Origin of the sequence: Comamonas halotolerans (assembly GCF_030162935.1) — a bacterium.
Taxonomy (GTDB): domain Bacteria; phylum Pseudomonadota; class Gammaproteobacteria; order Burkholderiales; family Burkholderiaceae_C; genus Comamonas; species Comamonas halotolerans.
In genome coordinates this window covers 134,392-158,345 of sequence record NZ_JASAUZ010000034.1, presented here as the reverse complement: position 1 = coordinate 158,345, position 23,954 = coordinate 134,392, and the positions used below count along the sequence as shown (strand labels likewise).

The 23,954-nt window shown below is 53.3% G+C and carries 24 protein-coding genes and 1 riboswitch; of the genes, 5 read left to right on the top strand and 19 right to left on the bottom strand.

The genetic code is table 11. The annotated features are described in order from the left end of the window. Positions 1-39 precede the first annotated feature (39 nt). Positions 40-1,917, bottom strand: a complete 1,878-nt coding sequence (locus QEP11_RS13635) for a TonB-dependent receptor plug domain-containing protein (protein WP_284337188.1) — start codon at positions 1,915-1,917, stop codon at positions 40-42. A 67-nt stretch (positions 1,918-1,984) separates the two neighbouring features. Continuing rightward, a riboswitch (cobalamin riboswitch) is annotated at positions 1,985-2,227 on the bottom strand. A 181-nt stretch (positions 2,228-2,408) separates the two neighbouring features. On the opposite strand from QEP11_RS13635, the gene QEP11_RS13630 reads away from it, so the two are divergent. Both QEP11_RS13630 and QEP11_RS13625 read left to right on the top strand, forming a co-directional pair. Then, positions 2,409-2,621, top strand: a complete 213-nt coding sequence (locus QEP11_RS13630; protein ID WP_284337187.1) for a DUF904 domain-containing protein — start codon at positions 2,409-2,411, stop codon at positions 2,619-2,621. Then, complete coding sequence (locus QEP11_RS13625; protein ID WP_284337186.1) at positions 2,618-3,202, top strand: cell division protein ZapA; 585 nt, start codon at positions 2,618-2,620, stop codon at positions 3,200-3,202. Before QEP11_RS13630 ends, QEP11_RS13625 begins: the two co-directional genes overlap by 4 nt. A 227-nt stretch (positions 3,203-3,429) precedes the next feature. On the opposite strand, the gene QEP11_RS13620 is transcribed toward QEP11_RS13625, so the two are convergent. After that, complete coding sequence (locus QEP11_RS13620; RefSeq protein WP_284337185.1) at positions 3,430-4,146, bottom strand: sulfite exporter TauE/SafE family protein; 717 nt, start codon at positions 4,144-4,146, stop codon at positions 3,430-3,432. A gap of 5 nt (positions 4,147-4,151) precedes the next feature. Next, on the bottom strand, positions 4,152-5,531 hold the full coding sequence (gene hemN / locus QEP11_RS13615) for an oxygen-independent coproporphyrinogen III oxidase (RefSeq protein WP_284337184.1): 1,380 nt from the start codon (positions 5,529-5,531) through the stop codon (positions 4,152-4,154). 198 nt (positions 5,532-5,729) lie between these two features. On the opposite strand from hemN, the gene fnr reads away from it, so the two are divergent. Beyond that, positions 5,730-6,455 (top strand): fumarate/nitrate reduction transcriptional regulator Fnr, encoded by a 726-nt coding sequence (fnr, locus tag QEP11_RS13610; protein ID WP_284337315.1) that lies wholly within the window; start codon positions 5,730-5,732, stop codon positions 6,453-6,455. Positions 6,456-6,556: 101 nt separating this feature from the next. Here the strand turns inward: fnr and QEP11_RS13605 are convergent, their stop codons facing one another. From QEP11_RS13605 to QEP11_RS13565, 9 genes are all read right to left on the bottom strand, one after another. Beyond that, entirely contained in the window at positions 6,557-6,751 is a 195-nt protein-coding gene (locus QEP11_RS13605) for a hypothetical protein (protein WP_349816778.1), read from the bottom strand. A gap of 237 nt (positions 6,752-6,988) precedes the next feature. After that, positions 6,989-7,276, bottom strand: a complete 288-nt coding sequence (locus tag QEP11_RS13600; protein ID WP_284337182.1) for a FixH family protein — start codon at positions 7,274-7,276, stop codon at positions 6,989-6,991. A 67-nt stretch (positions 7,277-7,343) separates the two neighbouring features. Then, complete coding sequence (ccoG, locus tag QEP11_RS13595) at positions 7,344-8,774, bottom strand: cytochrome c oxidase accessory protein CcoG (RefSeq protein ID WP_284337181.1); 1,431 nt, start codon at positions 8,772-8,774, stop codon at positions 7,344-7,346. Between the two features lie 71 nt (positions 8,775-8,845). Further along, positions 8,846-9,757: a cytochrome-c oxidase, cbb3-type subunit III gene (gene ccoP / locus QEP11_RS13590; RefSeq protein ID WP_284337180.1), complete on the bottom strand. Its 912-nt coding sequence runs from the start codon at positions 9,755-9,757 to the stop codon at positions 8,846-8,848. 26 nt (positions 9,758-9,783) lie between these two features. After that, entirely contained in the window at positions 9,784-9,921 is a 138-nt protein-coding gene (locus tag QEP11_RS13585) for a cbb3-type cytochrome oxidase subunit 3 (protein ID WP_284337179.1), read from the bottom strand. 17 nt (positions 9,922-9,938) lie between these two features. Next, positions 9,939-10,562, bottom strand: coding sequence for a cytochrome-c oxidase, cbb3-type subunit II (ccoO, locus tag QEP11_RS13580; protein ID WP_284337178.1), 624 nt, complete (start codon positions 10,560-10,562; stop codon positions 9,939-9,941). Positions 10,563-10,578: 16 nt separating this feature from the next. Further along, positions 10,579-12,018 (bottom strand): cytochrome-c oxidase, cbb3-type subunit I, encoded by a 1,440-nt coding sequence (gene ccoN, locus QEP11_RS13575; RefSeq protein ID WP_284337177.1) that lies wholly within the window; start codon positions 12,016-12,018, stop codon positions 10,579-10,581. A gap of 64 nt (positions 12,019-12,082) precedes the next feature. Then, complete coding sequence (gene ccoS / locus QEP11_RS13570; protein WP_284337176.1) at positions 12,083-12,220, bottom strand: cbb3-type cytochrome oxidase assembly protein CcoS; 138 nt, start codon at positions 12,218-12,220, stop codon at positions 12,083-12,085. A 13-nt stretch (positions 12,221-12,233) separates the two neighbouring features. Then, on the bottom strand, positions 12,234-14,588 hold the full coding sequence (locus QEP11_RS13565) for a heavy metal translocating P-type ATPase (RefSeq protein WP_284337314.1): 2,355 nt from the start codon (positions 14,586-14,588) through the stop codon (positions 12,234-12,236). Positions 14,589-14,772: 184 nt separating this feature from the next. On the opposite strand from QEP11_RS13565, the gene QEP11_RS13560 reads away from it, so the two are divergent. Then, complete coding sequence (locus QEP11_RS13560) at positions 14,773-15,216, top strand: universal stress protein (protein WP_284337175.1); 444 nt, start codon at positions 14,773-14,775, stop codon at positions 15,214-15,216. A gap of 94 nt (positions 15,217-15,310) precedes the next feature. Here the strand turns inward: QEP11_RS13560 and QEP11_RS13555 are convergent, their stop codons facing one another. The 4 genes from QEP11_RS13555 to lgt form a co-directional block, all read right to left on the bottom strand. Then, positions 15,311-15,550 carry a hypothetical protein gene (locus QEP11_RS13555; RefSeq protein ID WP_284337174.1) on the bottom strand — a complete coding sequence of 80 codons (240 nt, stop codon included), beginning with the start codon at positions 15,548-15,550 and terminating at the stop codon, positions 15,311-15,313. A 185-nt stretch (positions 15,551-15,735) separates the two neighbouring features. Next, positions 15,736-16,512 carry an enoyl-CoA hydratase/isomerase family protein gene (locus QEP11_RS13550; protein ID WP_413788731.1) on the bottom strand — a complete coding sequence of 259 codons (777 nt, stop codon included), beginning with the start codon at positions 16,510-16,512 and terminating at the stop codon, positions 15,736-15,738. Further along, entirely contained in the window at positions 16,509-17,420 is a 912-nt protein-coding gene (locus QEP11_RS13545) for a Bug family tripartite tricarboxylate transporter substrate binding protein (RefSeq protein ID WP_284337173.1), read from the bottom strand. The genes QEP11_RS13550 and QEP11_RS13545 overlap by 4 nt, the downstream gene beginning before the upstream one ends. A gap of 156 nt (positions 17,421-17,576) precedes the next feature. After that, entirely contained in the window at positions 17,577-18,389 is an 813-nt protein-coding gene (gene lgt, locus QEP11_RS13540; RefSeq protein ID WP_284337172.1) for a prolipoprotein diacylglyceryl transferase, read from the bottom strand. Between the two features lie 191 nt (positions 18,390-18,580). Here lgt and bfr point away from each other — a divergent pair, with 191 nt between their 5' ends. Further along, entirely contained in the window at positions 18,581-19,057 is a 477-nt protein-coding gene (gene bfr / locus QEP11_RS13535; RefSeq protein WP_284337312.1) for a bacterioferritin, read from the top strand. A gap of 107 nt (positions 19,058-19,164) precedes the next feature. Here the strand turns inward: bfr and QEP11_RS13530 are convergent, their stop codons facing one another. The 3 genes from QEP11_RS13530 to ilvD all read right to left on the bottom strand — a co-directional run bounded on the left by QEP11_RS13530 (position 19,165) and on the right by ilvD (position 23,870). Beyond that, positions 19,165-20,595, bottom strand: a complete 1,431-nt coding sequence (locus QEP11_RS13530; RefSeq protein ID WP_284337171.1) for a malonyl-CoA decarboxylase — start codon at positions 20,593-20,595, stop codon at positions 19,165-19,167. Positions 20,596-20,768: 173 nt separating this feature from the next. Beyond that, positions 20,769-21,770 carry a Bug family tripartite tricarboxylate transporter substrate binding protein gene (locus QEP11_RS13525; RefSeq protein ID WP_284337170.1) on the bottom strand — a complete coding sequence of 334 codons (1,002 nt, stop codon included), beginning with the start codon at positions 21,768-21,770 and terminating at the stop codon, positions 20,769-20,771. A 240-nt stretch (positions 21,771-22,010) separates the two neighbouring features. Next, the gene (gene ilvD, locus QEP11_RS13520; RefSeq protein WP_284337169.1) at positions 22,011-23,870 is read right to left on the bottom strand and encodes a dihydroxy-acid dehydratase; all 1,860 of its coding nucleotides are present in this window, start codon (positions 23,868-23,870) and stop codon (positions 22,011-22,013) included. Between the last annotated feature and the right edge of the window lie 84 nt (positions 23,871-23,954).

Genomic DNA, 23,954 nt, shown 5'->3' with positions numbered 1-23,954 from the left:
TGTTTTTGCGGCACGTAGGATCTTCTTCACAAGCATGCATTACTGAGGCGTCCACTTCAGACCCACATAGAAGCTGCGCCCCGGGGTTGCGTAATTCCCGCCCTTGGACGAGGAATCGGCCGCCAGCACATAGTCTCGATCGGCCAGGTTATCCAGCCGCATATTCAATGTGAAATCTTTGCCCAGCTGCGTGGACGCCGCCAAGTTCAGCAAGCCATAGCCAGCCAGGGATTTCTTTTTCTCCGTATCCGTGTTGTAGCGACGGCTTGCTGCCTGCATCTCCGCACCCAAGGTCCAGCCCTTGACCATCGTTTCAACCGCCAGCGTGGCATAGCGTTTGGAGCGACGCTGTAGCAAATGCCCTGTCTGGGCATTGTGAGGATTCTGGAAATCCACAGAGCCCGACCACTTCAGCGCTCCGGTACGTAGCGCACCGGAGACACTCACACCCTCCAGCACGGCTCTTTGCACGTTGAGGTAGCAGCCTGCTGCACCGCAGCTACCCAAGCCTGCGCTGTAAGTGACCAGATTGTCGACCTTGTTGCGATAAACACTCACGCCCAGATAGTCGCCCCTGTTTTGCCAACGCAAGCCCAGTTCCGCATTCCGGCTGGTTTCAGGCTGCAAACTTGCATCGCCACTTTGTGAAAAGCGCTGATACAGGCTCGGCACTCTGAACCCGCTTCCGACCGAAGCCGTTGCGCGCCACATGGGGGCAAACTGCCAGCCGTAGGCTGCTGAATAGGTGTTTTTGCTGCCAAAATCACTATCTCTATCGTGGCGTAACGCCAACTGCACACTATGCCCCCCCCAGCTTTGACCGTAGGCCAATGCCACAGCATTTTGCTGACGGTCACGTTCACCAGAACCTGCAAAATCTGCGTTTTCCAACTGGTCTTCGCGCCGCTCCAGATTCAGGCACCACACGCCCCACTGGCTGCGCCACTCGTTTTGGAGCATGAAATTGCGCAACACCGTCTCTGTGCTGTACATCGTGGCAGTCCGTGTTTTGTACACATTGCGCGACTGGCTGGCTGAAATACGCGTGCTCAAGGCAGACGACCAGCGACTTTCCCAATTCAACCCGTATGCATCGGTGTTGCGAATACTGCGGTCATTGCCTTGCACTCGGTTGTCATAGCCAGCATTGGAGTCGGTCGTCAAAGCAGTGAAATCCACGCGGTGCGTTGCGTCAATCTGAAGGCCAAGCCGTGCGTTGGCTGCTTTGCGCAGGTAGCCGTCTTTGTCCACATTGCGCCTTGTGCCACCAGTTTTGGAATCGAAGCCTTCACTCTCCGCATACGACATACCCAACGCGAAGTCCCAGGCACCTTGCGCGCCACGCACGTTAGCACTGGCTTTGCGCGTGCCATAACGACCTGCGCCTATCGAGACAGAGGGCTGCAAGCCAGCCTCGCCGCGCTGGGTGAAGATTTGTACAACACCAGCCATGGCATCTGAGCCATAAACGGCGCCGGCAGCACCGCGCAACACCTCGACCCGCTCAATCGCATCCACAGGCAGTGTCTCCCATGGCGCGCCACCGGAGCCATTTTGTGCATCAATGCGAATGCCATCGATGTACACCGCCGTATGCTGCTTGTGCGCCCCCCGCAAGAAAAACTGGGTCTCCGAACCTGCACCACCCGTACGCGTGATCTGAACACCTGGCACCTTGGCCAAGATATCTTCCAGTGCCAAAGCACCACTTCGTTCAATAGTTTCACGGTCCACAATCGTGACATCCGCCAAAACATCGGAAAGCGGTTGCTCAGTACGAGTGGCCGCCACCACGACCTCATCCATCGATTGCGCAGCCCAGAGCGCGCTTGGCATGCATGCGGCAATCACCACCACAGCCTGCACCTTGCGTGAAGACGAAGCAACGCAGCAACGCTGTTGTTCCAACAAACTCATTTGAAAAATATGAGAATCCGCCCGTGCCAGCCTCCCCGCCAGCAATGGGCAAACCATGCCCACTTGCATGGGCACACCGATGTTGGCCGGTATCCGGGCTGGTTCTTCAACGCCATCGCCTTCCCAAATGCTTGTTCAAGGCATTCAGTGGCTTGTGATGATGGGTTGGGGCAATTGCTTGCGCCAAGAACTCACCGTTGCGGGGGCAGCGCAGGCTAGTGATGTTGAAGTGTCAACACCAACACCCTGCTTCCCGTTGAACTGCAGACTTGTGAACCAAGCTGCGAGCACCAACATATGAGCCAGGGATTTTAATCACGTCAAACGCCATCGCGCTCCCTCCGCGCACGTAAAGAACTTGGAGCAAGCAATCTAATAGGCAAAAACCGCTGAAATTGACAGCTTGAAACAAGCTTTTGTAGCTAAATCTGCCGATCTGCCATAAATTTGCAATTCCCTATAAATGGGCAGTCCTACAATTACAGCAATCCATGACGAAACCATCCATTCTTGATCCCGTTGCTGAGCGTGTAGAGCTGTTACTGGAAAAGTACGAGGCTCTACAACACGCGAATAACTTACTCGCCGAAGAGATTCATGCTTTGCACAAAGAACGTGACTCTTTGCGATCACGTCTGAAGGCTGCGCGCGCGCGCGTGGATGATTTGATTGAACGGCTACCTGCCAACAAGGAGTCCTCTTGAGCCAGATAGAAACCCAGATCCTGCACCAAGAGTATTTGCTCACTTGCCCAGATGGACAGGAAGAACAACTCCTGGAAGCCGTGGAACGTGTGGACCAACAGTTCCAACAAATGCGCGACACCTCCAAGCTACGCTCACGTGAACGTGTGTGCGTGCTGTTGGCTGTGAATTTGGCCTTTGAAAACCTGGAACTGCGCAACCAGTTGCAGTCACTACAGCAAAAACTGGCCACGCACCAGGGCACGCATGGTGCCGAGCACGTGGATACAGGTGTCGATGCATCGCTTGATGTTGATATGGAGCGTTTGCAGACGCTGGAAGCACAAGCTGCGCATGACCAGGCAATTGCCAACGAAATTGTTGAACGTATGAATCAGGTTCTGGCAGAACCTGTCGAAGAGCCTGCTCAAGCGAGTGAGGGACTGCCAGTACCAGAGTTACCCCAGCAGCTTGACGTGTTTGAAGACGCCTCTGCCAAGCAGGCTGCTACATTTACCGCTGCACAAGATCTGTTGTCTAACATAGATTTAGACAATGCCAGGCAAGAGGACTTGACCTCAACTTCTTCGGAAAACCTGTAAAATCCAATTGTCTGCAACCCGCCGGGCTTTATATTGCCTTGAACCAATGCTCATTGAGCACGGGCTTGATATATTGCCTAGCAAGCGTGATCGTCTCGCGTCAGACGAACCCAACGCTAGGCTGCTCTCGCCCACCTGAACCCCCGGTTCAGGTTGACGGCTCGGTGGTCTTGCAGACACCTTCAATCGCACTGCAGCGAATTTCACACCACACAAGCACCATTGCCTCAGCGGCACCACATGGACGGCTTGTAGACCAAGTCCATCCACAACGCTGCCAGAGATACCGCAACCAGCATCAGTCCTGCGATACGCGTTCCCCACTCTGTGCGAAAACGACTGACCCGCCCACTCAGCCAGCGCCAAGCAACCGGTGCAGCTAATAGCCAAAGTCCGCTGCCAAGACCGAAGGCCAGCATGCTTGCAGCGCCGCTCCAGGCGGCCCCTGAAAGCGCAGCAACAAGCACCGCCGAATACAGCAAGCCACAGGGCATGAAAGCCCATGCCACCCCTGTAAACAGCGCTCCACCACGCAATGAAAGAACTGGCTGTACCTTACCCCATACAGACCGCCCCGCACGCTCCAACCATGCAGGTTGCTGCCCCTGAAACAGCATCAGCAACCCCCAGGCCAAGATAGCCAGGTGCATACCCACCCAGACAGGATGCAATGCCGAAGTTTGGTCTGAGAACCAAGCCACCTGCTCCATAGCCAAGGCAGCAACCCCACCCAGAAAACCGTAACCCAGCAAACGCCCCACATGAAACTGGCTGGCACTCCAGTTCAACGCCCATACAGGCTGCGCAATTCTGGCATGCATTTGCACGGATGACTGTCCATGCCCTTGGATCACTGCGTGACAAGGCGCAGCACACATGGCAAGACAATGGGGCCCACCCACGAGCCCCATGAAAAATGCAGTCCAAAGCAAAGAAAGTGTCATAAGGATCAGATGATCCGCGAGAATCTGGCTCTGTTGCGGTCAGCCTGCAAATAGCGGTCAAACACCAAGGCCACACCGCGTACAAAGAACCAGCCCTTAGGCGTCACCTTGATGCAGTCGTCCAGGATTTCCACCAAGCCCTCATCTTGCTGTGAGGTCAGGATCTCAATCTCTGAAGCAAAGTACTTGGTGAAATCAATCAACCAAGCACTGTTGATCGATTCATAAAGCACCTCCCCCTGGCACATGATGGTCATGATCACGGCACGACGAATCAAGTCATCTCGGCTCAGCGCCAATCCACGCACCACGGGCAAGCGCCCTTGATCCAGCAGATCGTAATACTCTTCGAGCGTTTTCGCATTCTGACTGTAAGTTGCTCCCACGCGACCAATCGCTGACACGCCTAATGCAATCAAGTCGCAATCAGGTTGTGTGCTGTAGCCCTGGAAGTTGCGGTGCAACCGTCCCTGGCGTTTGGCAACAGCCAACGCGTCATCAGGCAGTGCAAAGTGATCCATTCCCACATACACATACCCTGCCGCGATAAAACTCTCAATGGCAGAAGCCAGCATGCCGACTTTGTCGGGTGCAGATGGCAGATCTTCCTGATGAATTCGGCGCTGCGGTTTGAAACGTTCCGGTAAATGCGCATAGGCATACAGCGCAATACGGTCTGGACGCAACTGAGCAACTTGCTGAAGCGTCCGAGCAAAAGATTCTGGATTTTGCTTGGGTAGACCGTAAATCAAATCCACATTGATGGATTGAAAGCCCAGCTCTCGCGAAGCAGCCACCAGATCAAAGACCTGCTGAGCCGGTTGCTCACGGTGCACCGCCTTCTGCACATCAGGGTCGAAATCCTGAACGCCAAAGCTCAAACGATTGAAGCCAACCTCTTTGAGCACCGCCAAACGCTCACGCGTTACGGTTCGCGGGTCAACTTCAATCGAGTATTCCCCAGCGGGATCAAACTCAAAACGTTGACGCAACATGAGCCATAGACTGCGCAGTTCATCGTCACTCAGGAAAGTAGGTGTTCCCCCCCCCACGTGGAACTGACTGACCACTTGACCGCGGCCACAGTGCTGCAAATGCAAATCAATCTCGCGCTCCAAATAGCGCATGTACGTCACTGCACGTTCATGGTGCTTGGTGATGATTTTGTTACATGCACAGTAGTAGCACAGAGAATCGCAAAAGGGGATGTGCACATACAGCGACATTGGCTGCTTGGCAGTCGCTGCAACTTTGCGTTGCTTCAGCGCCAAGATATAGTCGCTATCTCCAAACGCCTCAACAAACCTATCCGCTGTAGGGTAGGAGGTGTAACGTGGTCCTGGTACGTCATAGCGACGCAAAAGTTCTGGGGTGACAACGGTCATGTATCTTTTTCCTTGATTCCACGACTTTGCAACAATTGTCAACGTTTATCCTTGACATGAGTCAACATGCCGCTGTAGAACTGGTGTCACAATTTGACTCACATCATTCGCAATCACTTCACCCATTTCGACAATCCTTCATCTTCTTTAACCGCACCAGCCCGTGCCTTCACCCAAGTCACTTTGGCTTCTGAGTACATGACTCCTCCAACCATTAAAGTTACCTGCTCCAACTGCAATCTGCGCGAACTCTGTATGCCCGTGGGTCTGAATGAGCAGCAGCTGCAGCGCATTGACGACATTGTGGCCACCCGCCGCAAAGTCAAACGAGGGGCAACGCTGTTTCGCAACGGAGAGGCATTCACGTCGTTGTACGCGATCCGCACTGGTTTTTTCAAAACCTGCGTGGCAACTGAAGATGGGCGCGACCAAGTAACAGGCTTCCAGATGGCGGGCGAAATCATTGGTTTGGATGGCATCGTGAATGACCACCACACCTGCGATGCGGTAGCACTGGAGGATGCAGAAGTATGCGTTATGCCTTTTGATGGCCTGGAAGAAATTTCCCGCGAAGTAACGGCCCTGCAAAGCCATGTACACAAAGTCATGAGCCGTGAAATTGTGCGCGAACACAGCGTAATGCTTTTGCTTGGCAGCATGCGTGCGGAAGAGCGCCTGGCAGCCTTTATTTTGAATTTGGTACAGCGTCTACACGCCCGAGGCTTCTCATCGTCAGAGCTGGTTTTGCGCATGACGCGCGAGGAAATCGGTAGTTATCTAGGCTTGAAGCTTGAAACCGTCAGTCGCACATTCTCCAAATTTGTGGAAGAAGGCATTGTTGAAGTCAAGCAACGGCACGTACGCATTTTGAACACTGCAGCATTGCAGCGCTTGGTCAATAGTCAGCACGAATGCAATAAGTAAGCCCTATTGGTCGTCTTCATAAAAAAAACCTCCCCTAGCGAAGCGGGAGGTTTTTTTTTCGACCTGATCGCCGGGAGAAATGGGCATCAGACCGCCAAGCATCATGACAGCGAATGTGTGGCATTGAGCTCAGTTTGAGGCAAAGATAAAAGAACCATCACATATCCTGCCACCATAAAAACACCCCAGAAAACAAAAAAAGCCAGCGTATAGACAGTGGTTGGTGTGATCTCTGCACTTTGCCCAAGCCACAACATATCGCGAGGATCAAACATCGCAAAAACCAGCATTTCCATCACCCCTGCTGCCAAGAAAGCTGGCCAGCCAATCCACATCAGATATCTTTTCCACATGTGCTCTCCTTGAGATGAAGTACGCACACATTGTGAGCACCCACTGCTTTTCAGCGGAGTGGGACAAACACTCAATTAAAAACTCTGCTGATCAACACCTCCCGCAGCTTTTCGTCAGGGGTTATGACTCCTAAACCATGTTTATGCATGCTCAAATGCTATAAAAATAGAAGCACAAACTTATTTAGGGGTGAGATCAGGCAAGTCCGCATCTGGTGTAGCAGCGTGGTTGCGCGCGGCATTTGCAGGTGCAAGACTCTTTTCAGACTTACGCAGTTCTTGATTGATGTTAAGACCCTTCTGGTAATAATTTTCATCAACCACTGGATCTGCCCCATTGGTGGCAATCATGGCGGTCACTATCCCTGCAACCACAACAACTGCAGGCCCACCCAGCACCAGCCACATGTGACCATACTTCCACCATGGGCCTGAAGGGGTTTCCTGCTTCTTTGCAATCTGCGTCATACCTAACTCTCTTTGAATTTATCCATATGTGCGAAGCTTGCACCTCGCACACCATTCCAACACTCTCTCAGCGAGGCACCAAGAAGACCGACTTTTCCTTCACATGCCCCTTCCCACTTTGAGCCGCAATCTCGAACTCAATGGGATACGAACCCGGACCGGTAGTTCCATAAGGAATTTGCACCCGTACAGCAACTCCACGCGTTTGTGCTGGCTCCACATCCACCAGAGAACCTTCAGCCATTGTGATATCACTCAATCCCTTGACAGAGACCGAGTAAGTTTGTGCTTGCTCCGTTGCATTCATCACTTGCAGGCGATATACGTTCTCAAGCTTGCCACCAGAGACAATACGAGCCAAAGATGCGCGATCGCGAATCACATCCACTTTCAGCGGTTCACGGACAGCGAGGCTAATCACCATTGCCAGGGTCAAACCCAACAAAATAGTCGAATAAATCAATACACGTGGACGTGCAATTCGACGCAAGATTTGTGCGCTTGTCCAAGACTTGCTCAATGCATTTTCTGTGGTCAAACGAATCAAGCCACGCGGGTACGCCATGTTATCCATAACGTTGTTGCATGCATCCACGCACAAACCACATCCGATGCACTCGTACTGCAAGCCATCACGAATATCAATGCCTACAGGGCAGACCTGCACACACAGTTTGCAATCAATACAGTCGCCCAGACCTTTCTCTTTGTAATCCACATTTTTTTTGCGAGGGCCACGAGTCTCACCGCGCTGAGTGTCATAACTCACAATCAACGTGTCTTTATCAAACATGGCACTTTGGAAACGAGCATAGGGGCACATGTATTTGCACACTTGCTCACGCATATAGCCGGCGTTCCCGTAAGTGGCAAAACCGTAAAACAGCACCCAGAATATCTGCCAACCTCCTTGCAGAGCCAATAGCTCTACACCCAAGTCTCGGATAGGAACAAAATAGCCGACAAAGGTAAAGCCAGTCCATAGTGCTATAGAAATCCACAGCAGCTGCTTAAGCGACTTCTTCCAAATTCTTTCAGCTGTCCAGCCTCCCTGGTCCAAGCGAATTCGAGCACTGCGGTCACCCTCAACCTTGTGCTCGATCCACATAAAAATCTCGGTATATACCGTTTGCGGACAGGTAAACCCACACCAAAGACGCCCCGCAACTGCCGTGAACAGAAACAGTGATAAAGCACTGATGATGAGCAAACCTGTAAGGTAGATAAAATCCTGCGGATACAGCACCCAGCCAAACAGATAGAACCTACGCGCGCCCAGGTCAAACAAGACCATCTGACGCTGCCCCCACTCCAGCCATGGCAAGCCATAAAAGAGCAACTGTGTCAGCCACACCATGGCCCAGCGCCAATTCATGAACTTACCGCTGATAGAGCGCGGATAAATTTTCTTATGCGCCTCAAAAAATGAAACAGTCTTTTCCTGGCTATCCGCTTTGATAGGAATGATTTTTTGCGGTTTTTCTTGCTCGGAACTCATCACTCACACCCCCTAAATCGCACCAATGAAAAAAGCGGCACACAGTGCCGCCTTTGCAATCGCTACGCCGATTAATTACCCGAAGGTTTGTTGGACAAACCCCAGACATAAGCAGTCAGCACGTCAATCTGTGCAGGAGTCAATTTGCTCTTCTGCGCTGGCATTTCGTTCATCTTGCCGTTTGTAATCTGCTCCACGATTCTTTGTTCGCCCCAACCGTGCAGCCAGATATCGTCAGTCAGGTTCGGCGCACCCAGCAAGGTATTGCCCTTCCCATCCATACCGTGGCATGCAGCACAGACGGTGAAGTGAGTCTTACCCAGCGATGCCTTCAGCGAGTCATGCGGGCTGCCCGACAGACTCAGCACGTAGTGCGCCAGATTGCGAACATCTTCCGGCGTGCCAATGGCTTCAGCCTGTGGGGGCATCATGGCCATGCGACCTTCCGTGATGGTCTGCTTAATGTTCTCTGGGGCACCACCACCAAGCCAGTCGTGATCGGTCAGATTGGGGAAGCCTATGCTGCCACGCGCATCAGAGCCGTGACACTGCGCACAGTTGTTCATGAACAGTCGCTCCCCAACTGCCATGGCTTGGCCATCCTTGGCCATCTCTTCTGTGCTCATTGCCGAGAAACGCGCATACAGTGGTGCCAATTCAGCATTCGCCTTTTCGACTTCAGCTTCATAAGCACTGACTTGGCTCCACTGCAGCTTACCGGTATACGCCCCCAAACCTGGGTACGCCACCAGATACAGCAAGCCAAATATGATGGTGATGACAAACAGCCAGACCCACCAACGTGGCATCGGATTGTTCAATTCGCGCAGGTCTTCGTCCCACACGTGGCCGGTTGTGTTGTCTCCATCAGACACTACCTTTTTACGGGCAGTGATGATGAGCAAGATGAGGCAGGCAATGATGCCCACAACAGTAATGCCAGCGACATAGACCGACCAGAAGTTATTTACGAAATCGCTCATGGGATGTTCTCGTTCTGGTAGGGAAATCAGTCTTGCTGAAACGGCAACTGTGCCGCTTCTTCAAAACGGTCCTTGTTGCGGCGGGCATACGCCCACCACCAAATGCCGATGAAGCACACCATCGAAACCAATGTTGCAACAATGCGCATGGTGGTGATATCCATAGCCCGTCCTTTCCTTTTTACTTAAGCGCTGTACCCAAACCTTGAAGGTAAGCAATAACTGCCTCCATCTCGGTCTTACCCTTGACTTGCTCCGCTGCACCAGCAATTTGCTCATCGGTATAAGGCACGCCTACCGTACGCAAAGCGCTCATGCGTTGTGCCACCACGGCGTGATCCACCATATTGGTGTTCAGCCATGGGTACTCAGGCATGTTCGACTCGGGCACCAGATCACGTGGATTGTTCAGGTGAATACGATGCCATTCATCGCTGTACTTACCGCCCACGCGGTGCAAGTCAGGTCCTGTACGCTTGGAGCCCCACTGGAAGGGATGGTCGTACACGAACTCTCCAGCTACCGAGTAATGGCCGTAGCGCATAGTTTCAGCACGGAAGGGGCGGATCATCTGAGAGTGACAGTTGTAGCAACCTTCTCGGATGTAGACATCACGTCCCATCAACTGCAGCGGCTGGTAAGGCTCAACACCTTGCACAGCTTCCGTAGTCGACTTTTGGAAGAACAAAGGAACGATTTCCACCAGGCCACCCACTGCGACCACCAGCAAGATCAGGACGATCATCAAGAAGTTGCTGGTTTCCACTTTCTCGTGGGTGAAACCTTTTTTGTTGTTTACAGACATTTGCGGCTCCTCGTACTTAGGCGTGAGCTGGGTTAACGGCAGGCACTGCCACCTTCACAGAACGACCCGAAGCCACAGTCTTCACAACGTTCCAAGCCATGATCAACATACCGATCAAGTACAGCAGACCACCGATCGTGCGAATCACGTAGAAGGGGTAAGAAGCCTTCACGCTCTCCACAAAGGTGTAAGTCAAAGTACCGTCGGCATTAACAGCGCGCCACATCAGACCTTGCATCACACCAGAGATCCACATTGCAGCGATGTACAGAACGATGCCGATTGTGGCCATCCAGAAGTGCAGCTCAATCGCGGATTTGGAGTGCATTTCCTTGCGGCCGAACAAGCGAGGAATCAGGTAATACAGTGAACCCATCGAGATCAGGCCCACCCAGCCCAATGCACCGGAGTGAACGTGACCCACAGTCCAGTCAGTAAAGTGCGACAGGGCATTTACTGTCTTGATCGACATCATTGGCCCTTCAAAGGTAGACATACCGTAGAAAGACAGCGAAACGATCAGGAAGCGCAGAATGGGGTCTTCGCGCAACTTGTGCCATGCGCCAGACAGAGTCATCACACCGTTGATCATGCCGCCCCAAGAGGGAGCCAACAGAATCAGTGAGAACACCATACCGACGGACTGGGTCCAGTCAGGCAACGCGGTGTAGTGCAAATGGTGAGGACCTGCCCACATATAGGTGAAGATCAGCGCCCAAAAGTGCACGATTGACAAGCGGTATGAATACACTGGACGGCCTGCTTGCTTAGGCACAAAGTAGTACATCATGCCCAGGAAGCCTGCGGTCAAGAAGAAGCCCACGGCATTGTGGCCATACCACCACTGCACCATGGCATCTTGCACACCTGCATAAGCAGAGTAGCTCTTCATAAAGCCAGCAGGAATTTCTGCACTGTTCACTATGTGCAGCAAGGCCACAGTCAGGATGAACGCGCCGAAGAACCAGTTGGCCACATAAATGTGCTTGACCTTGCGGGTTCCAATCGTGCCAAAGAACACGATGGCGTAGGACACCCAGACCAAGGCGATCAAGATGTCGATGGGCCACTCAAGCTCGGCGTATTCTTTGCCAGTGGTAAACCCCAGAGGCAAGGAGATCGCTGCAGCCACGATCACCAACTGCCAACCCCAGAAGGTGAAGGCAGCCAGCTTTGGCAGGAACAACGTGGTCTGGCAGGTGCGCTGCACCACGTAGTAGCTTGTTGCGAACAAGGCGCTTCCGCCGAACGCAAAAATCACCGCGTTTGTATGCAATGGACGCAGTCGTCCAAAGCTGAGCCAAGAAATACCGAAGTTGAGTTCGGGCCAAGCCAGTTGGGCGGCGATTATCACGCCAACCAACATGCCTACCACCCCCCACACGACGGCCATGATTGAAAACTGCCTGACTACGGTATCACTGTAGTGTGCAGCATTGGTTTTTAGAGAATCCATCGGGCACCTCTTAATATGCAGTCGAAAGTGTTCACTGTTACGGTTTTTACGTTGTTGACAAACATCAATCGTCTCGAAGAATGCGCTCGGCCTCTTGTTCGACGCTCTCAAACTGACCGCGGTACACAGCCCACCAAAGCCCTCCGGCAATGAACAGGACCAAAACAACGGACAGTGGAATCAGGAGATACATAATTTCCACAACACATCCTTCCTTAGGCTACGGGGGCAGAGTTGATCAAGGATGGCTGGGACAGCTGTGCTGCAGCTGGCTTCAGCTTTAATGGTTTGGCTAAACGGGCCGCATTCAGAACCACCAGCAAAGAACTCAAAGCCATCCCCAAACCAGCCAGCCATGCAGGCATCCAGCCCATCATTGCCAGGGGAATAGATACAGCGTTGTAGAAGGCTGACCAGAAGAGGTTCTGCCGAACAATTCTTAGCGTTTTGCGCGCCAATCCGACAGTCTGCTGCACGAGTTGCAAATTGTCACCCAGAACAACGAAGTCAGACTTCGCCTGAGCCAGAGGTACAGCTCGCCCGAACGCGAAAGAGGCGTCTGCTCCAGCCAGCACCGGCCCATCGTTGAGTCCATCGCCCACCATTGCGATGCGATGACCCACTTGCTGTAGTGACTTGATAAATTCAAGCTTTTCTTGTGGGGAACATTCTGCTCGGTACTGGGCAATGCCCAATTCTTCAGCAACACGGACGACAGCTTGATAACCATCACCTGAGAGCAATTGCACCTGTACGCCATTGCGTTGTAAATGTGCCAATACTGACTGCGCCTCCAGGCGAACGCCTTCGTGCAGTTCAAAGAAAGCAAGCGACCGAATCTCATGGGGAGAAATCTCCACTGCCAGATATACCGCCTGAGCATCACTGAGCAAATCAGATGTACCTGCAAAGCGCTGTGAACCCAAACGCACCCACATTGCTGAAGAGTTCGCATCCCCTAACGGCACAACTTGCGCACGCAACCCTTGTCCGCTGATTTCTTCAACAGATAGCACCTTCCATTTGGCCGCCCAGGACTGGCCAAAACCGGCAACTGCCCTAGAAACCGGGTGTCTGGAATGCATAGCGATGGCAGCCCCCAACCCTTTGCATGCCAATGCATCGTCCCCCACTGCGGCGCTCATGCCAGCCACCTGAATGCCATCCCGCGTCAAGGTACCCGTTTTGTCAAATACCAGTGTATCGACCGACGCAAGTGCCTCCAAACCCTGCAGATTACGCACCAGGACCCCATGCCTCGCCAGCGTTCCTGCAGCCGTCAGCATGGCCACCGGTGTAGCCAGTGACAGTGCGCAAGGACACGTTACGATCAGCACCGCTGCAGCAACCATCAAAGCTTTCCCAGGATCGGTAGGCCACCAATAGATCGCTGCAGCAGCCGCCAAAACGAGTACAACCACCAAAAATGGTGCGGCAACCTTATCCGCCAGTTGCGCCAGACGCGGCTTTTGCGTTGCGGCACTCTCCATAAGGTCCACAATCTGGGCAAATTTGGTCTGTGAACCGATGTGATCCACCTGAATTTCCACGGCGGCCGTCAAATTGAAGCTGCCTGCAATGACGCGATCACCCTCACCATGCGAGACGGGGCGAGACTCTCCTGTCAGCAATGCTTCATCGGCCTGAGTACGACCTTTCAGAATCCGGCCATCCGCAGGAAATGCCTCCCCCGGTAACACGCGAACAACATCACCGGCATTAATACGGCGCATGGCAACACGCTCAAAACCACCATTGGGCATGCGTTTTTCCACACTGTCGGGCATGCGATTGAGCACCGCATCCAGCGCACCTGCTGTTCGGTCACGCAAGCGTATTTCCAACCAGCGTCCGATCAGCAAAAAACAGACAAACATGGTCAAAGAGTCAAAGAAAACTTCTTTGCCAAACACACCTTCCGGTGCAAACGTACCAACCGTACTCACAATGAAGGTGATGAACATTCCCATCGCCACAGGCAGATCCATGCTGACACGACGATGTTTGAGGTCCCGCCAAGCACCGCGGAAAAACGGCCCACAGGCAAAAATCAACATAGGAATACATATCACCCAGGATGCCCAACGCAGCAGGCGCTCGTACTCCATCGATAAGTCATTTGGATTGGCGTTGTAGGAAGGCCATGCGTACATCATGACTTGCATCATGCAGAATGCAGCGAGCATCCATCGCCACAGAGCCTTGCGGTTATGCGCTTTGCGAATTTCAGAGGCCTGTGCATCGTGGGCAGGAACTGCCCGGTAACCAGCATTTTCAATGGCCTTGATCCATTGCGAAGGCAGTACCTGGTTTGGCCGCCAGACTATACGTGCGCGCTTGGCAGCAACACTGACTTCTACTTGCTGCACTCCAGGCACTGCTCGCAACGCATCCTCGATAGTCAGCGCACAGGTCGAGCAGTACATGCCATCCAAAGCAACCTGTGAGTCCCAAACTTCGACATTTTCGGGAGCAAGCTGCATTGAATCCGCTATAGCCAGCCCATATGGTTTACCGAAGCTATCCCACTCAGCAGGATCATCCAGTAAATTCACTGCACCAGAAGCCATGGGCAAGTGTGCGCTGAAGCCACCACGCTCTGTGCTCAGAGGCGGTTGTTGGGAATCTTGGGACATGGTAAAGAGCGTATCCAGAACGCCACATTCAAATATTGACTTACATCAAGACAAGCAGGAGCGCGTACTCTATGCTTTGAGTCATCACCTCAGTCGAAAAAACCTGGAGATCAACAAGATGTATGAACGTATTTTGGTTGCTACCGATGGCTCTCCGCTGTCTGACAAAGCTGTTAAACATGCCCTTGAAATGGCAAAGTTGAGCGGCGCTGCTTTGGTTGCACTGAAGGTGATCCCGCGCTACCCCCGTAGTTACCTTGAAGGTGGTGCATCGGTGGATATGTCGGAAATCAAACGCATTGAAGCCAAGTGGGCAGAGCAAGCCCAAGACGTGCTCAACAAGATCAAGGCTGAAGGCAAAGAGCTGGGAGTCAGCGTCAAGACCAGCATCGCCAAGTCAGACCTGATTGCAGAGTCCATAATCAGTGCTGCAGAGAAGCAAAAAGCCGACCTCATCATCATGGCCTCGCATGGACGAAAGGGCATCAAGCGTTTGCTGCTAGGTAGCGAAACTCAGCATGTACTGACACACTCGCAGGTGCCTGTTCTGGTGCTGCGTTAATGACGTTCACATCTACCCAAAGGGATCCCCAGGATCCCTTTTTTTATGACGAAATTGGACGTGTCAGCACAACATCGCCAAAGTTTGAGCCTTGCTATTTTGCATGGTGCGCTGCACGATCGAGCAGTGTTCCCGTACCATCGGCATCACATGTGTAAATCGCTGCACATTCACTGAGAAACGCGAGTTTGGACACCCAGCCAAACACTTCCGGTGCGCACACGACGATTTCAGGCTTTCTCTGCTCAATGATGCTCCCGACTTCAGATTGCGCGGTACCAACATCAACCGCTAGCATTTGAGCACCGGCCGCGTCTATTGCTTCACTCAGCATGGCTCGCGCTGGAGCGCAAGCCAGCATCACCAAAACGCAAGCCCCTCTTGACACGGGGAGTACTGAAAAAAGCAGTTTGACAGGCTGCGTGTAAGACTGCCATTGCGCAGTCGTAGTTAAAGTTTGGTTCGCATCAGACATACCGGCATTCTGTCTAAGATCAAGCTCCGTGAAGGCGCTGACATTCAAAAACTGGGGATGCGTTTAGCCAAGAAAGCAGCAATACCTTCTCTATGCTCCACCGAGTCCGCATAGGCGTAGGGTGATATCACTGGCTCAGCACAAGCCAAGTTGCGCAAAGTCTGCTTGTTCAAGCGTGCTGCTTGCGGTGCCAAGCTGGCAATGCGCTGTGCAGTATGTAAAGTGAGCGCCTGCAATTGATCAGCTGGAACCGGATTGGCACACCAGTTCGCAGATGCCATCTCGGAAGCTGAAAAAACTGCGGCCTCCAGCAGCATGCGCCTAGCCATATGCTGTCCAACAGCGGAGGCAACCAAGTGCAGCTCCTTGGGGGCCATGGGGAAACCCAATTTAGCTATAGGTGCACCAAACTTGGCGCCCTCTGCGACTAAACGCACATCGCAGCAACTGGCAATTTCAACACCGGCGCCCATGCATGCACCTGTAATGCAGGCAACGACAGGGACATCACAGGCCAAGATGGCACTTAAGCCTCCCCAGACATCGTTTTCATGAAACTGCTCCAGCATTTGCGCATCAAAGCGGAATGCAGGGTATTCAGAGATATCACCGCCTGCACAGAAAGCATTGCCACGCCCACGAATCACCACGCAACGAATTTCAGGATTGACTTGCAGTCCCGTAAACACCGACTTCAACTCTCGCCACATGTTTCGGGTCATCGCATTGAGCTTGTCCGCATTGTCAATCTCGACTATCCAGATTCCAGTCCCACTGTCTTGCATATCGGCCCAGGGTTGGGCTGTGATTTGACCGCTCACACTCCGCTCTCTTCCAAATTTTTTGTAAAAATATTACCCAATCCCATACTCTTCACACGCTGCGCCCATTGCATGGTGTCTTGCTGGACCATGGAGGCAAATGCATCTCCATAAAGTCCACCCCAACGTATGCCCATGGCCTCGAAATTAGCGAGCATGGTGGGGTCTTGGCCCATCCGCATGAAAACATCGTACATGGCTTGCGCCTGAGGCTCGGTAAGCTGTATGGGGGCAAATAAGCCATACCAGGTGACCGTGTCCAGCACGTTAACGCCCATTTCCTGGGCACACGGTATGTCCGGCAATACTGACGCCCGCTGCTTACCCGTGACCATCAGCGCTTTCAATCGACCCGACCGAATGTGGGGAAGGCACGAGATAAGACCATCGATCATCATGTCTACAGAGCCCGCCAGCAAATCTTGCATGGCCGGTCCTGCACCGCGGAAGTGCACAAACTCATATTGCAGAGATTCCTCATGCTTGAGCATTGCCGAAGCAATATGACTTGATGAGCCAATCCCTGCAGTGGCCATTCGGTAGCGCCCGGGTTTGCGTGCCAAGTCGGCCAGCCATTCCATTACCGTACGTGATCGAATGCGTGCAGGGTTGACCACAACCACCTGAGGCACTTCACACAGCAAGGTCAGCGGACGCAAATCCTCAATCAGATCAAACTCTTCATTGCGCAGCAAAGCACGCACCACTGCTAGGTGGCTGCCACCGATGAAAATATTTTGCCCGTTGGCTTCTGCCTTGGCCGCAAAATTTGCCCCTTGCAGCCCTCCAGCGCCACCTTGATACTGGATACGCAAAACCTGATTGGTGGTTCTCTCAAACGATTGCGCAAGTTGCTTGGCCAATATGGCGCTGGGGCCACCTGCGGGAAAGGGAACAATCAAGTTCACCGGTTTACTCGGCCACGTGGAACTCTTTCGTTGCGCTGTGCTCGCTTGCGTGCAAGCAGGCATTGCGACAGCCATTGCAGCCAACCATTGCAAGTATGCACGCCGCTCTAACACGCTCCCCCTCTTTCTTTATTGATTGCAGCCGCTCGCAAACACTTAGTTGGCTTTGCGCTGCTGAGCCCAGACCCACATCGCCGCACCGGCAAACACCATCGGCAAGCATAACCACTGCCCCATGCTCAGGCCCAGTGAAAGAATGCCCAAATAGGCATCTGGCTCCCGGAAATACTCGGCAATAAAACGCAAGCTCCCGTAACCCATCAGAAACACAGCAGCCACTTGGCCTGGTTTCCGCTCTTTTTGTGCGTACAGCCAAAGCAGCACAAACAGCAGCAAACCTTCCAGCAAAAACTGGTAGATCTGCGAAGGATGCCGTGGTTGCATGGTGCCACTCTGTGGGAAAACCATGGCCCATGGCAAAGAGGGATCTGCAAAGCGCCCCCATAGCTCGCCATTGATAAAGTTACCTATGCGCCCTGCAGCCAGCCCCGTCGGCACGCAGGGAGCAACAAAATCCACCACTTGCAGCCATGAGCGCTTTCGCGAGGAGGCAAACCAGATCATGGCGGCAATAACTCCCAGCAAGCCACCATGAAAGCTCATGCCGCCTTCCCAGACGGCAAAAATTTCCAAGGGATGGCTTAAGTAATAGGCAGGCTTATAGAAAAGGCAATATCCCAAACGCCCACCCACAATCACACCAACCACACCTTGAAACAGCAAATCTTCGACATCACGGCGTGTCCACGCCGCCTCGCCTTGCAAACGGTTAAACGGAGGATGTTTGAGTCGGCGTGTGCCGAGCCACAAGAACAGGCCAAAGGCGGCCAGATAGGTCAGGCCATACCAGTGGATGGCAATAGGCCCTAACTGCAGGGCGACAGGGTCAATCTGTGGATACATCAGCATGGGTGCATTGTGCCGCAGCCGCACGCCCTCACACATACATAGATACAGTGACGATCAGCGTCAATCGCGAATGATTCTGCGTTTCGCATGCATGCAATGCGCAAAATCAGGGGTTTGCACACAGATGATTGAACCTCCTGTCGCTTGCCGCGATACTGCAAGCATCCGTCACTTCAATGAAAAAAATAACCATGCAAGGCCATCCAGAAGTCATTGCCAGCCTCAACGAACTCCTGCGCGGCGAGCTGGCTGCACGTGACCAGTACTTCATTCACTCGCGCCAGTATGAAGACCAAGGTTTCATGCGTTTGTACGAGCGTATCAACCACGAGATGGAAGAAGAGACACAGCATGCTGATGTCATCTTGCGCCGTGTGCTCTTCTTGGGTGGCAAACCAGACATGCGGCCCCATGCATTCACTGCAGGTGAAACTGTGGAAGAAATGCTGCGCAAAGACTTGGCCGTTGAATACCAGGTACGCGACAACCTGCGTGCGGCCATGGTGTTGTGTGAGAAACACCAAGACTTTCAGTCGCGTGACTTGCTTTTGGCACAGTTGAAAGACACCGAAGAAGATCACGCCTATTGGCTGGAAAAGCAGCTGGGTCTGATCGATATGATGGGGTTGGCCAATTACCTACAAGCACAAATGGGCACGGCTGCTTAACCTTGTTTTCAGTATTGCACCACATAAAAAAAGCGCCTTTGAAGGCGCTTTTTTTATGTGGTATGTCCGTCAACAGACACCCAAAATTAACACTACAAGAACATTGCTCACCAATCTTTGCACAAGGCCTCGACCTCCGCAGAAGCTGGCACTTTACCTTTTGCCAATGCTTCTCTGTGCTTGTCCAGACGCTTGAGATCATATAAATAATTCACCATCAGGCCCAGCGACTGCTTGAGACCTTTGCCAGACAAATCTGCCGCCCAGTTGATACGTTCAACCCGCGCACCATTGCCAAGGTGAAAACGTGCAACAGGATCAAGTGGGCGCCCCTTGTCCATACCTTTGCTCAAGTAATACGCCGCGCACCCCATCAAGGCTTTGCGCAGCACATGTGTCTCGCTCCACTGCTGTAAATCTTCACTGGCCTGCACCAACTGCGCAGCCTGTACGGGCGACTCCACGCCCAAAGCCTTTTCAACGGAAGCTTGCTGTTTGGGCGACCACTGCGCAATTACGGAATCTCCGTGCTTGAGCAACCATTGCCGAAAACCAGGAATAGGCGACAAAGTTGCAAAGCTGCGCAGTTTTGGCAGCTCGCACAACAAGTCATCAACCACGCGCTTGATCAGCGAATTACCAAAGCTCACACCACGCAATCCGATTTGGGTATTGCTGATGGAGTAAAAAATAGCCGTGTTAGCTTTGCTCAGATTAGCGCGTGCCCCATGCTCATCCAGCAAAGGGGCAATCGCTGCAGACATCTGCTCGACCAACGCCACTTCCACAAATATGAGTGGCTCATCAGGCATCTTGGGATGGAAGAAACCATAGCAACGGCGGTCGCTATCCACCCGATTCTTCAAATCTGCCCAGCTTCGGATGTCATGCACCGCTTCATACTCAATCAACTTTTCCAGCAAAGAGGCCGGTGAATCCCAGGTCAGTTTGCGCAACTCTAAAAATGCCACATCAAACCAGTTAGAGAACAAGTGCTCCAGTTCTGCATCCAGAGCAACAAAACGCTTATCGCTTTTGGGAAGCTTCAATAGCTGGGCACGCATATCAATCAGAAACCGCATCCCCCCTGTCGGGACGGAAAATCGCTGTAGCAGCCGAGTCCGTGCAGACACCAGTACTTTGCGCAGCGCTATTTCTGCCTGAGCCATTTCCGTGGAGTTACTCGCCTGCTCCAGTTGCTGACGTACTGCGTGAATACGCTGAACATCTGGCCCAAACTCCTGGCACATCAAAAGCCACAGGTCTTCCCTTTGTGCATCATTTGCACCCTCATACCAGTCCATGACGGTCTGTGCGTGCTTGGCAGCCTCCACTTCACTGAGTTGCTCACTAGCAGCCGCTTGCAGGTCGTCCATCAAACGCCTCAGTACATGAGGCGGCAGGGCTTCCTGACCACGTCGTAACGTGGCTTTCAAACGCTCCTCCAATGGGCGCTGCGCTGCGCTCGCATCGGGTTGTGAAGATACGCCACGCAGCTTATCCAGACTACGTGCCAGCCAATCAGAAGCAGTTTTCATGAACAGGATTCAGTGAGAGTCAACAACTAGCACAGAGGTAAAACAATCAACTCGTGCGACTTCATTATCAACACAGCTTTCACCCCCACATTCGCAACTGAGACCTCGGCCTACAAGCAGCGGATCGCAGCGTTAGTGGAGCCACAAACTTCTCCAAACCGAGCACATTGAGGTCACATGCCATCTGTGATACCACGCTGTTTGACCAACTGCTGCACTTGCGCCGTAGTTTGTTCGACCATTGCCTCCAAATCCCGCGGCGTGCCGCCCATGGATGCAACTCCCAGCTTCGCCAAGTGTGCTTGCAGCTGTGGTTGTTGTAGCGCTGCGTTGGCTGCTAGGTTCAGACGCATGACCACGGCATCTGGCGTAGATGCTGGCACGACCAGACCAAACCAGGTAATTGCCAACGCGTTGAGTTGCGGGTAGCCAAGCTCTTGCAAGGTCGGCACCTGTGGCAAATCAGCCAAGCGTGCATGGGCTGCCACCGCAAAAGGCAGCAGTCGAGCCGCTTGAATATGTGGAGCGGAAGATGGATATTGGTCACTCAAAACCTGAGTTTGTCCCGCTAAAACGCTCTGGACCACCGGCCCCATACCTTTGAAGGGGATATGACGCAGACGCAATCCCAGCTCGGCATTCAGCGCCTCCAAGATGACATGGCCAATAGAGCCCACCCCCGAAGACCCTGCCGACCATTCATCACCTTGCTGACGTGCAGCTTTGAGAAACTGCTCAAAATTCATCACCCCAATTGAAGGTGTCACAGAAAACACCGATGCGATAGATGCCAATGGCAGCACCATTTTGAAATCACGCAGCGGTTGCACTCTTGCTGCTTTGAGCACAACAGGGTTAACGGCCAAGGTGCTGATAGAGCCCAGCCCTACGGTATAACCATCGGCATGGGCTTGCGCGACCTGCTCCGCCCCCAGCATTCCACCAGCCCCTGCTTTGTTTTCCACATACACCGTTTGCTGAAGCTGCGCTTGCATCCCCTCGGCAACCAAACGTGCCACGATGTCAGTTGAGCCTCCAGCCGCAAAAGGCACAACCAATTTGATGGGATGCTGTGGAAACTCTTTGATTTGCGCCCAGGCTGGCACCACCACGCTAGCCAACATGGCGCAAGTCAGCATGCGCAAAGTACGATGCCACAACCGGGGATGAAACATCACATCAGCCTTTCACAACCAATTCAGATAAACATTACTAAAAATGACCTGCTAACGAGGCCAAACAAAGGCTCTCAAGTACTGATGTACTGATCGTCTCGAAGAATTCTGCAAGCTGCATACAACAGCGCAAGCTTGTCATCCATGTGGATGAGATTGTCAACCTCGCCCACAGCCATGCTGCACGGACGCAAAAAAGCCGCCTATGAAAGGCGGCTTTTAGCGCTGCGCAGAGATGGTTTAGTCGTCCAGTTTGGACAAATCACGCACCGCGCCAGTATCCGCCGAAGTCACCAACTTGGCATACGCCTTGAGCGCAGCCGACACCTTGCGAGGACGTGGCTGTGCAGGCTTCCAGCCCTTGGCATTTTGCGCTTCGCGGCGACGCGCCAGCTCTTCATCGCTGACCAGTACGTTGATCGATCGGTTAGGAATATCGATACGGATACGGTCACCGTTCTGTACCAAGCCAATTGCACCACCAGCCGCAGCTTCCGGCGAGCAATGACCGATTGACAGCCCCGATGTGCCACCCGAGAAGCGGCCATCGGTCAGCAACGCACAGGCCTTGCCCAAGCCCTTGGATTTGATGTAGCTGGTGGGGTACAGCATTTCCTGCATGCCAGGCCCCCCCTTGGGACCTTCGTAGCGCACGATGACCACATCACCCGCAACCACCTTGTCATCCAGAATGTTCTGCACGGCTTCATCTTGTGACTCGGTCACGTGGGCATTGCCCTCAAACACCAGGATGGACTCATCCACCCCTGCCGACTTCACCACGCAACCGTTTTGCGCAATGTTGCCAAACAACACGGCCAAGCCACCCTCTTTGCTGAATGCGTGATCATAGGAACGAATGCAACCCTCTGCACGGTCCAGATCCAGGCTGGGCCAGCGGGTGTTCTGGCTGAACGCGACCTGGGTGGGAATACCTGCCGGGCCAGCCAGGTAGAACTGTTTGACAGCTTCATCTTGGGTCACCATCACATCCCACTGCGCCAGCGCATCCGCCATGCTCTTGGCATGTATGGTTGGCACATCGGTGTGCAGCTTGCCTGCTCGCGCCAGTTCACCCAGGATGGCCATGATGCCGCCCGCACGGTGCACATCTTCGATGTGGTACTTTTGCGTATTGGGTGCCACCTTGCACAGCTGAGGTACGACGCGCGACAAACGGTCGATGTCTGCCATGGTGAAGTCGATCTCAGCCTCTTGGGCAATCGCCAGCAAATGCAGGATGGTATTGGTGGAGCCGCCCATGGCAATATCCAGGGTCATGGCATTTTCAAACGCCTTGAAACCTACAGAACGGGGCAATACCGAAGCATCCTCTTGCTCGTAGTACTGCTTGCACAACTCGACAATGCGACGGCCAGCCTGCTTGAACAGCGCCTCGCGATCAGCATGCGTGGCTACGACCGTACCGTTACCAGGCAGCGACAGGCCTAATGCTTCAGTCAGGCAGTTCATGGAATTGGCTGTGAACATGCCCGAGCACGAACCACAGGTAGGACACGCCGAGCGCTCAACCTGCGCGACCTGCTCATCGGTGTAGTTCTTGTCCGCAGCAATCACCATGGCATCCACCAGGTCCAGCTTCTTGAACTCAATGACGTTGGTGGTGGGGTTGGCTAGTTTTGTCTTGCCCGCTTCCATCGGGCCACCGGAGACAAAGATCACGGGAATGTTCAGGCGCATGGCGGCCATGAGCATGCCGGGGGTAATCTTGTCGCAATTGGAAATGCATACCAGTGCGTCGGCACAGTGGGCATTGACCATGTACTCCACCGAGTCCGCAATGATGTCGCGACTGGGCAGCGAATACAACATCCCATCGTGGCCCATGGCGATACCGTCATCCACAGCGATGGTATTGAACTCCTTGGCGACACCGCCTGCCGCCTCGATTTCACGGGCAACCAGTTGCCCCAGATCCTTCAGGTGCACGTGACCCGGCACAAACTGGGTAAAGGAGTTGGCAATGGCAATGATGGGCTTGTCAAAGTCGCCATCTTTCATGCCAGTGGCACGCCACAGGGCGCGGGCACCGGCCATGTTACGGCCGCCGGTAGAAGTCTTGGAACGGTAAGCAGGCATGGTGGAGCTAGTTCTTGGAGGAATGAATGTCTCGGTAGCGGGCACTTTCGACCCATCCGATCATTATGGCCCACCCCATGCGCC